The organism is Mesorhizobium sp. M0152 (genome assembly GCF_040322415.1).
Taxonomy (GTDB): Bacteria; Pseudomonadota; Alphaproteobacteria; order Rhizobiales; family Rhizobiaceae; genus Mesorhizobium.
This window is the reverse complement of record NZ_JAMYTH010000001.1, coordinates 414,487-423,033: the sequence shown is the minus strand read 5'-3', so window position 1 is coordinate 423,033 and position 8,547 is coordinate 414,487. Positions and strand designations below refer to the sequence as shown.

The window sequence follows — 8,547 nt, the reverse complement described above, 5'->3', positions numbered from 1 at the left end:
GCCATGGAAGAGAAGCTGCGCTTCGCCATCCGTGAAGGCGGCCGCACCGTCGGTGCCGGCATCGTCGTCACCATCAAAGAGTAATTTGGACTTAAACCGATCTGTCGCGGGCGCTGCCCGCGCCGCGCCAGAACAAGGAAGTGACGCATGAACGGACAGAATATCCGCATCCGCCTGAAGGCGTTTGATCACCGCGTGCTCGACGCCTCGACGAAGGAAATCGTGTCGACGGCCAAGCGCACCGGTGCCAACGTCCGCGGCCCCATTCCGCTGCCGACGCGGATCGAGAAGTTTACGGTCAACCGGTCGCCCCACGTCGACAAGAAGAGCCGCGAGCAGTTCGAGATGCGCACGCACAAGCGTCTGCTCGACATCGTCGATCCGACCCCGCAGACCGTCGATGCTTTGATGAAGCTCGATTTGGCGGCCGGTGTGGACGTCGAGATCAAGCTCTAAGGAACGAGAGGCGAGGAAGGGGCGGTGCCCCTGGCCCGGAACTCTAAAGGAATTGAACCGATGCGTTCAGGTGTGATTGCAAAGAAGGTGGGAATGACCCGCATCTATAACGATGCCGGGGAACATGTTCCCGTCACTGTTCTCCAGATGGAGAACTGCCAGGTCGTGGCGCAGCGCACGCAGGAGAAGAATGGCTACACCGCCGTTCAGCTCGGCGTTGGCCTTGCCAAGGTGAAGAACACGTCGAAGGCGATGCGCGGCCATTTCGCGACCGCTTCCGTCGAGCCGAAGGCGAAGGTCGCCGAGTTCCGCGTCTCCGCCGACAACATGATCGATGTCGGCGCCGAGATCACGGTCGAGCATTTCGTCGCCGGCCAGAAGGTCGATGTGACGGGCACGACGATCGGCAAGGGTTTTCAGGGCGTCATCAAGCGCCACCACATGGGTGGTGGCCGCGCGACCCATGGTAACTCGGTCTCGCACCGTACGCACGGTTCGACCGGCCAGCGCCAGGACCCGGGCAAGGTGTTCAAGGGCAAGCATATGGCTGGCCACATGGGCGACACCCGCGTCACCACGCAGAACGTCGAGATCGTATCGACCGACGCCGACCGCGGCCTGATCCTGATCCGCGGTGCGGTTCCCGGATCGAAGGGCGCCTGGATCCTGGTCCGCGATGCGGCCAAGGTGGCACTGCCGGCCAACGCGCCGAAGCCTGCCGCGATCCGCGCTGTCGCCAAGAACGAGGCTCCGGCCACAGAGGGAGCGGAATAATGGATCTCAAGATCACAACGCTGGGCGGCAAGGACGCCGGCAAGGTGAAACTCTCCGAGGAGATTTTCGGCCTTGATCCGCGCGAGGACATCCTGCAGCGCGTCGTGCGCTGGCAACTCGCCAAGAAGCAGCAGGGCACGCACAAGACCAAGGGCCGCGCCGAAATCGCGCGCACCGGCGCCAAGATGTACAAGCAGAAGGGTACGGGCCGCGCCCGCCACCATTCGGCACGCGCTCCGCAGTTCCGCGGCGGCGGCAAGGCCCACGGCCCGGTCGTTCGCAGCCACGAGCACGATCTGCCGAAGAAGGTTCGCGCGCTTGGCCTCAAGCATGCTCTCTCGGCCAAGGCCAAGAGCGCGTCGATCATCATCATCGACGAGCTGAAGCTGACCGAGGCCAAGACCAAGGCACTGATCGCGAATTTCGCGACGCTGGGCCTGACCAACGCCCTGGTGATTGGCGGCGCCGAGCTTGACAACAATTTCAAGCTGGCCGCGACCAACATCCCCAACATCGACGTGCTGCCCATCCAGGGTATCAACGTCTACGACATTCTGCGCCGCGGCACGCTGGTCCTTTCGAAGGCCGCCGTCGAGGCTCTCGAGGAGCGCTTTAAATGACCGACCTTCGTCATTACGACGTGATCGTCTCGCCGGCGATCACCGAAAAGTCGACCATGGCCTCCGAGCAGAACCAGGTCGTCTTCAACGTCGCCAAGAAGGCGTCGAAGCCGGAAATCAAGGCCGCCGTCGAAGCGCTGTTCGGCGTCAAGGTGACGGCAGTGAACACGCTTGTCCGCAAGGGCAAGATCAAGCGCTTCCGCGGCACCATCGGCCGCCAGAGCGACGTCAAGAAGGCGATCGTGACGCTGGCCGAAGGCCAGTCGATCGACGTCGCGACGGGTCTCTGAGCAAGGCCGCGAGGACAGGACAATGGCACTTAAAAAATTCAACCCGGTAACGCCGAGCACCCGCCAGCTGGTCATCGTCGACCGCTCGGGCCTCTACAAGGGCAAGCCCGTCAAGGGTCTGACCGAAGGCCTGACCAAGTCGGGCGGCCGCAACAATCACGGCCGCATCACGGCTCGCTTCATCGGCGGCGGTCACAAGCGTTCGTACCGCATCATCGACTTCAAGCGCCGCAAGTTCGACGTCGTCGGCACGGTCGAGCGCATCGAATACGATCCGAACCGCACCGCCTTCATCGCGCTGATCAAGTATGACGATGGCGAGCTGTCCTACATCATCGCTCCGCAGCGTCTGGCTCCCGGCGACAAGATCGTGTCGGGCGAAGCGGTCGACGTGAAGCCGGGCAATGCGATGCCGCTGGCCTCGATGCCGGTCGGCACCATCGTCCACAACATCGAGCTGAAGCCGGGCAAGGGTGCCCAGGTCGCTCGTTCGGCGGGTGGCTATGGCCAGCTCGTCGGTCGCGACCAGGGCATGGCGATCCTGCGCCTCAACTCGGGCGAGCAGCGTGTCGTTCACGGCTCCTGCATGGCCACCGTCGGCGCCGTTTCCAACCCGGACCACGGCAACATCAACGACGGCAAGGCCGGCCGCACGGTGTGGCGTGGCAAGCGCCCGCACAATCGCGGCGTGACCATGAACCCGGTCGACCATCCGCACGGCGGTGGTGAAGGCCGCACCTCGGGTGGCCGTCATCCGGTCAGCCCGTGGGGCAAGCCGACCAAGGGCAAGAAGACGCGGTCCAACAAGGCGACCGACAAGTTCATCCTGCGCTCGCGCCATCAGCGCAAGAGCTAAGAAGAGGTAACGCCAAGTGACTCGTTCTATTTGGAAAGGCCCCTTCATCGACGGCTACCTTCTCAAGAAGGTGGACAAGGTTCGTGAAGGTGGTCGCAATGAGGTGATCAAGATGTGGAGCCGTCGCTCCACCATCCTGCCGCAGTTCGTCGGCTTCACCTTCGGTGTCTACAACGGCCAGAAGCATGTTCCCGTCTCGGTGAACGAGGACATGGTCGGTCACAAGTTCGGTGAATTCGCTCCGACCCGGACCTATTACGGTCACGGCGCGGATAAGAAGGCGAAGAGGAAATAATCATGGGCAAGGCCAAAGCTCCGCGCAGGCTTGCTGACAACGAAGCGCGCGCCGTGTTGCGCACGATCCGTATCAGCCCGCAGAAGCTGAACCTGGTTGCCGCGCTGATCCGCGGCAAGAAGGTCGCGACAGCGCTTTCCGATCTCGAATTCTCGGCCAAGCGGATTTCCGGCACGGTCAAGAAGACGCTGGAATCGGCGATTGCCAACGCGGAAAACAACCACGACCTCGACGTCGATGCGCTGATCGTGGCGGAAGCCTATGTCGGCAAGTCGATCGTCATGAAGCGGTTCCACGCTCGTGGCCGCGGTCGCGCCAGCCGTATCGAGAAGCCGTTCTCGCACCTCACGATCGTCGTTCGTGAAGTCGAAGAAAAAGGGGAGGCCGCATAATGGGCCAGAAAGTCAATCCGATCGGTCTTCGCCTCGGCATCAACCGCACCTGGGATTCGCGCTGGTTCGCGAACACCGGCGAGTACGGCAAGCTGCTGCATGAGGACATCAAGATCCGCAAATATCTTGAGAAGGAACTCAAGCAGGCCGCGATCTCGAAGGTCGTGATCGAGCGTCCGCACAAGAAGTGCCGCGTCACCATCCACGCCGCGCGTCCGGGTCTGATCATCGGCAAGAAGGGCGCCGACATCGAGAAGCTTCGCAAGAAGCTGATGGAGATGACGAAGTCCGAGACGCACCTCAACATCGTTGAAGTGCGTAAGCCGGAAATCGACGCGACCCTGGTCGCCCAGTCGATCGCCCAGCAGCTCGAGCGCCGTATCGCGTTCCGCCGCGCCATGAAGCGCGCCGTGCAGTCGGCGATGCGTCTCGGTGCCGAAGGCATCCGCATCAACTGCGCCGGCCGTCTCGGCGGCGCCGAGATCGCGCGCATGGAATGGTACCGCGAAGGCCGCGTGCCGTTGCATACGCTGCGCGCCGATGTCGACTACGGCACGGCCGAGGCGAATACGGCGTACGGCATCTGCGGCGTCAAGGTCTGGGTGTTCAAGGGCGAGATCCTCGAGCACGACCCGATGGCTTCGGAGCGTCGCGCGACTGAAGGCGAACATGCGCATGGCGGTGGTGGCGAACGCGAACGCGGTCGTCGTCGCGAGAACGCCTGAGACATTTAGGAATTTGGAGTTAGAACGATGCTGCAGCCAAAGCGCACAAAGTTCCGCAAGCAGTTCAAGGGCCGTATCCATGGTACCGCAAAGGGCGGCACCAACCTGGATTTCGGTGGTTTCGGGCTGAAGGCGCTTGAGCCGAACCGCGTCACCGCGCGTGAGATCGAGGCGGCCCGCCGCGCGATCACCCGTGAAATGAAGCGCGCTGGCCGCGTCTGGATCCGTATTTTCCCGGATCTGCCGGTCACGTCGAAGCCGACCGAAGTCCGCATGGGCAAGGGCAAGGGCGCGGTCGATTACTGGGCGGCGCGCGTCAAGCCGGGCCGCATCATGTTCGAGATAGACGGCGTCAATGAAGAAACCGCCCGTGAGGCGCTGCGTCTCGGCGCGGCCAAGCTCTCGGTCAGGACGCGCTTCGTACAGCGCATCGCAGAATAAGGACGGGCTGATCATGAAAGCCGAAGACATCCGGACCAAGACCCAGGACCAGCTGACCGACGATCTGGCCAGCCTGAAGAAGGAGCAGTTCAACCTGCGCTTCCAGAAGGCCACCGGCCAGCTCGAGAAGACCGCGCGCGTGAGACAGGTCCGCAAGGACATCGCGCGCATCAAGACCATCGCTGCGGAAAAGTCCGCGGCTAAGAAGGCTTAAGGACGAAAAACATGCCAAAGCGCATTCTGCAGGGCACCGTCGTCAGCGACAAGAACGAGAAGACGGTTGTCGTCAAGGTCGAACGGCGCTTCACGCATCCCGTGATGAAGAAGACCGTGCGCATGACCAAGAAGTACAAGGCGCACGACGAGAACAACGCCCACAAGGTTGGCGATCAGGTGTTCATCCAGGAATCGAAGCCGATTTCCAAGGACAAGCGCTGGATCGTCGTGTCTTCGGACCAAGCCTGATCTCTGGGCGTAAACAAACGAATTTTGGACAGACCGGGGAGGGGCTTCGAGCCCATCCCGTTAGAAAAGAAGAAGGCGGCCAGTCATGATTCAGATGCAAACAAACCTCGACGTCGCGGATAATTCCGGCGCCCGTCGTGTCATGTGCATCAAGGTGCTGGGCGGCTCGAAGCGGAAATACGCTTCCGTGGGCGACATCATCGTGGTGTCGATCAAGGAAGCCATTCCGCGCGGCCGCGTTAAGAAGGGCGATGTGATGAAGGCGGTCGTGGTTCGCACGGCCAAGGACATCCGCCGCCCGGACGGCAGCGTGATCCGTTTCGACAAGAACGCGGCCGTTCTCGTCGACAACAAAAAAGAGCCGATCGGCACGCGTATCTTCGGACCGGTTCCGCGCGAACTCCGCGCCAAGAACCACATGAAGATCATCTCGCTCGCGCCTGAAGTGCTGTAAGGAGCCGGACCAATGCAAAAGATTAGAAAAGGCGACAAGGTCGTCGTGCTGGCCGGCAAGGACAAGGGCCGTTCAGGCGAAGTCCTCTCGGTTCAGCCGAAGGAAGACACCGCGCTGGTGCGCGGCGTCAACATGATCCGTCGTCACCAGAAGCAGTCCCAGTCCCAAGAGGGCGGGATCATCACCAAGGAAGCGCCGATCCAGCTGTCGAACATCGCGCTGGCCGACCCCAAGGATGGCAAGCCGACCCGCGTCGGCTTCATCTTCCAGAAGGACGGCAAGAAGGTGCGCGTCGCCAAGCGCTCGGGAGAAGTCATCAATGGCTAAGGCTCAAACCAAGCAGGCGACTGCTCAGAACACGCCGCGCCTCAAGCAGGTCTACAACGAGACCATCCGCAAGGCCTTGCAGGAGCAGTTCGGCTACGACAACGAGATGCAGGTTCCGCGCATCGACAAGATCGTGCTGAACATGGGCGTCGGCGAAGCGACCGGCGATTCGAAGAAGCCTTCGATCGCGGCCGAGGACCTGGCGATGATCGCCGGCCAGAAGGCCGTCGTCACCCGCGCCCGCAATTCGATCGCTGGCTTCAAGGTCCGCGAGAAGATGCCGATCGGCGCCAAGGTCACGCTGCGCAAGGAACGCATGTACGAGTTCCTCGACCGCCTCGTGAACATTGCGCTGCCGCGCGTCCGCGACTTCCGCGGACTGAATCCGAAGAGCTTCGATGGCCGTGGCAACTACGCCATGGGCATCAAGGAACACATCGTGTTCCCGGAGATCAACTACGACAAGGTTGATCAGATCTGGGGCATGGACGTCATCGTTTGTACGACTGCGAAGACGGACGACGAAGCCAGGGCACTGCTCAAGGCCTTCAACTTCCCCTTCCGCCAGTAACGGCAGCGAGAAAAGGAAAAATCTGAAATGGCAAAGACCAGCTCAGTCGAGAAGAACAACAGGCGCCGCAAGCTTGCCGACCAGTACGGTCCCAAGCGCGCTGCCCTGAAGGCGATCATCATGGATCAGTCCAAGCCGATGGAAGAGCGTTTCCGCGCTCAGCTCAAGCTTGCTGCCCTGCCGCGCAACTCGGCCAAGATCCGCATCCGCAACCGCTGCGAAGTCACCGGCCGTCCGCGCGCCTACTATCGCAAGCTCAAAGTATCGCGCATCGCGCTTCGGGATCTCGGCAATAACGGCCAGATTCCGGGCCTGGTCAAGTCGAGCTGGTAAGGAGGACATAACATGTCATTGAGCGATCCTCTCGGCGATATGCTGACCCGCATCCGCAACGCCTATGGCCGCAAGAAGTCGAGTGTCTCGACCCCGGCCTCGCGTCTGCGCACCCGCGTCCTCGACGTGCTGAAGGCTGAAGGCTATATCCGCGACTACAGCCAGACCGACTTCGACAACGGCAAGTCCGAAATCGAAATCGAGCTGAAGTATTTCGACGGTGCGCCGGTCGTGCGCGAAATCGCCCGCGTCTCGAAGCCGGGCCGCCGCGTCTACGTTTCGGCCAAGTCGATTCCGCATGTCGCCAACGGCCTCGGCATCGCCATCCTTTCGACGCCGAAGGGCGTGATGGCCGACCACGAAGCGCGCGAACAGAACGTCGGTGGGGAGATCCTCTGCCAGATCTTCTGATCTGGCAGCGCGATCCCGAAAAATGGAATCCGGTCTTCGGATCGTTCCGAAGACAGAGACCTGAAACAAGAGAAGTGACGAGGACAACAAAATGTCTCGTATTGGAAAGAAACCCGTTTCGCTGCCGCAAGGCGTGACCGCGACCGTCAACGGCCAGACCGTGACGGCGAAGGGCCCCAAGGGCGAGCTGAAGTTCGTGGTGAACGACGAAGTGCTGGTCAAGATGGAAGGCAGCGAGATCGCTGTCCAGCCGCGCGACCAGACCAAGACCGCCCGCTCCAAGTGGGGCATGTCGCGCACGCAGATCGTCAACATTCTGCAGGGCGTCAAGGACGGCTTCGAGAAGAAGCTTGAGATCACCGGCGTCGGCTATCGCGCCGCGCTTCAGGGCAAGAACCTGCAGCTAGCGCTTGGCTTCAGCCACGACGTCGTCTACGAGACGCCGGCCGGCATCACCATCACGGTGCCGAAGCCGACCGAAATCACCGTGGCCGGCATCGACAAGCAGCAGGTCGGCCAGGTTGCCGCCGAGATCCGCGAATATCGTGGTCCCGAGCCTTACAAGGGCAAGGGCGTCCGTTACGCCGGCGAGAAGATCGTCCGTAAGGAAGGCAAGAAGAAGTAGTGGGTTGACCCCGAAAAGTCGCAGACTTTTCGGAAAGGGCCAAGCCAAGAAGTGTAGCGCCGCGGGGAGCGGTCGCGGGAGGCGCTTTCGCCTACCGCACAGGGCGGCCCCCGTTTTTTGAAGGCAAGGAAGACCACCATGGGTACCAAAGAAGCCACGCTGCGCCGCGCGCATCGCGTCCGCCGCCAGATCAAGAAGGTCGCCGGTGAGCGTCCGCGCCTGTCGGTGCACCGCACGTCGAAGAACATCTATGTTCAGGTTATCGACGACGCCAAGGGCCACACCATCGCTGCCGCATCGACGCTCGAGAAGGACCTCAAGGGTTCGCTCAAGACCGGCGCCGACACTGCTGCCGCCGCCGCGATCGGCAAGCTGATCGCCGAGCGCGCCGCCAAGGCTGGCGTCAAGGAAGTCGTCTTCGATCGCGGTCCGTACATCTATCACGGCCGCGTCAAGGCACTGGCCGAAGCTGCCCGCGAAGGTGGTCTGAGCTTCTAATGCTTGATCCCGAA

General features: G+C 61.9%; 19 protein-coding genes. All 19 read left to right on the top strand.

The window, feature by feature from the left end; genetic code table 11:
- Window positions 1–84: EF-Tu C-terminal domain-related protein (locus NKJ26_RS02165; RefSeq protein WP_455749504.1), on the top strand; the 84-nt coding region annotated here is incomplete at its 5' end.
- A 63-nt stretch (window positions 85–147) separates the two neighbouring features.
- On the top strand, window positions 148–456 hold the full coding sequence (gene rpsJ, locus NKJ26_RS02160; protein WP_010909272.1) for a 30S ribosomal protein S10: 309 nt from the start codon (window positions 148–150) through the stop codon (window positions 454–456).
- A 60-nt stretch (window positions 457–516) separates the two neighbouring features.
- Window positions 517–1,230 carry a 50S ribosomal protein L3 gene (gene rplC, locus NKJ26_RS02155; RefSeq protein ID WP_027026957.1) on the top strand — a complete coding sequence of 238 codons (714 nt, stop codon included), beginning with the start codon at window positions 517–519 and terminating at the stop codon, window positions 1,228–1,230.
- Window positions 1,230–1,850 (top strand): 50S ribosomal protein L4, encoded by a 621-nt coding sequence (gene rplD, locus NKJ26_RS02150; protein ID WP_027026958.1) that lies wholly within the window; start codon window positions 1,230–1,232, stop codon window positions 1,848–1,850. The genes rplC and rplD overlap by 1 nt, the downstream gene beginning before the upstream one ends.
- Window positions 1,847–2,140: a 50S ribosomal protein L23 gene (locus NKJ26_RS02145; RefSeq protein WP_027026959.1), complete on the top strand. Its 294-nt coding sequence runs from the start codon at window positions 1,847–1,849 to the stop codon at window positions 2,138–2,140. The genes rplD and NKJ26_RS02145 overlap by 4 nt, the downstream gene beginning before the upstream one ends.
- 22 nt (window positions 2,141–2,162) lie before the next feature.
- Window positions 2,163–2,996 carry a 50S ribosomal protein L2 gene (gene rplB, locus NKJ26_RS02140; protein ID WP_027026960.1) on the top strand — a complete coding sequence of 278 codons (834 nt, stop codon included), beginning with the start codon at window positions 2,163–2,165 and terminating at the stop codon, window positions 2,994–2,996.
- Window positions 2,997–3,012: 16 nt separating this feature from the next.
- On the top strand, window positions 3,013–3,291 hold the full coding sequence (gene rpsS / locus NKJ26_RS02135) for a 30S ribosomal protein S19 (protein WP_006205463.1): 279 nt from the start codon (window positions 3,013–3,015) through the stop codon (window positions 3,289–3,291).
- A 2-nt stretch (window positions 3,292–3,293) separates the two neighbouring features.
- Window positions 3,294–3,683, top strand: coding sequence for a 50S ribosomal protein L22 (rplV, locus tag NKJ26_RS02130; RefSeq protein ID WP_006205462.1), 390 nt, complete (start codon window positions 3,294–3,296; stop codon window positions 3,681–3,683).
- The gene (gene rpsC, locus NKJ26_RS02125; protein WP_027026962.1) at window positions 3,683–4,408 is read left to right on the top strand and encodes a 30S ribosomal protein S3; all 726 of its coding nucleotides are present in this window, start codon (window positions 3,683–3,685) and stop codon (window positions 4,406–4,408) included. The genes rplV and rpsC overlap by 1 nt, the downstream gene beginning before the upstream one ends.
- Before the next feature lie 27 nt (window positions 4,409–4,435).
- Window positions 4,436–4,849 carry a 50S ribosomal protein L16 gene (gene rplP / locus NKJ26_RS02120; protein ID WP_027026963.1) on the top strand — a complete coding sequence of 138 codons (414 nt, stop codon included), beginning with the start codon at window positions 4,436–4,438 and terminating at the stop codon, window positions 4,847–4,849.
- 13 nt (window positions 4,850–4,862) lie between these two features.
- Window positions 4,863–5,063, top strand: a complete 201-nt coding sequence (rpmC, locus tag NKJ26_RS02115) for a 50S ribosomal protein L29 (RefSeq protein WP_006205459.1) — start codon at window positions 4,863–4,865, stop codon at window positions 5,061–5,063.
- A gap of 11 nt (window positions 5,064–5,074) precedes the next feature.
- The gene (rpsQ, locus tag NKJ26_RS02110) at window positions 5,075–5,314 is read left to right on the top strand and encodes a 30S ribosomal protein S17 (protein ID WP_010909280.1); all 240 of its coding nucleotides are present in this window, start codon (window positions 5,075–5,077) and stop codon (window positions 5,312–5,314) included.
- A gap of 85 nt (window positions 5,315–5,399) precedes the next feature.
- Window positions 5,400–5,768, top strand: coding sequence for a 50S ribosomal protein L14 (gene rplN, locus NKJ26_RS02105; RefSeq protein WP_006205457.1), 369 nt, complete (start codon window positions 5,400–5,402; stop codon window positions 5,766–5,768).
- A 12-nt stretch (window positions 5,769–5,780) separates the two neighbouring features.
- A complete protein-coding gene (gene rplX / locus NKJ26_RS02100; protein ID WP_013531428.1) occupies window positions 5,781–6,095 on the top strand; it encodes a 50S ribosomal protein L24 in 315 nt (104 codons plus the stop codon).
- Window positions 6,088–6,666: a 50S ribosomal protein L5 gene (gene rplE, locus NKJ26_RS02095; RefSeq protein ID WP_023717521.1), complete on the top strand. Its 579-nt coding sequence runs from the start codon at window positions 6,088–6,090 to the stop codon at window positions 6,664–6,666. The genes rplX and rplE overlap by 8 nt, the downstream gene beginning before the upstream one ends.
- 27 nt (window positions 6,667–6,693) lie before the next feature.
- On the top strand, window positions 6,694–6,999 hold the full coding sequence (rpsN, locus tag NKJ26_RS02090) for a 30S ribosomal protein S14 (RefSeq protein ID WP_010909282.1): 306 nt from the start codon (window positions 6,694–6,696) through the stop codon (window positions 6,997–6,999).
- Window positions 7,000–7,011: 12 nt separating this feature from the next.
- Window positions 7,012–7,410, top strand: a complete 399-nt coding sequence (rpsH, locus tag NKJ26_RS02085) for a 30S ribosomal protein S8 (protein WP_006205453.1) — start codon at window positions 7,012–7,014, stop codon at window positions 7,408–7,410.
- Between the two features lie 91 nt (window positions 7,411–7,501).
- Window positions 7,502–8,035, top strand: a complete 534-nt coding sequence (gene rplF / locus NKJ26_RS02080) for a 50S ribosomal protein L6 (RefSeq protein ID WP_013895694.1) — start codon at window positions 7,502–7,504, stop codon at window positions 8,033–8,035.
- 138 nt (window positions 8,036–8,173) lie between these two features.
- On the top strand, window positions 8,174–8,533 hold the full coding sequence (gene rplR / locus NKJ26_RS02075; RefSeq protein WP_352601813.1) for a 50S ribosomal protein L18: 360 nt from the start codon (window positions 8,174–8,176) through the stop codon (window positions 8,531–8,533).
- Window positions 8,534–8,547: the final 14 nt, after the last annotated feature.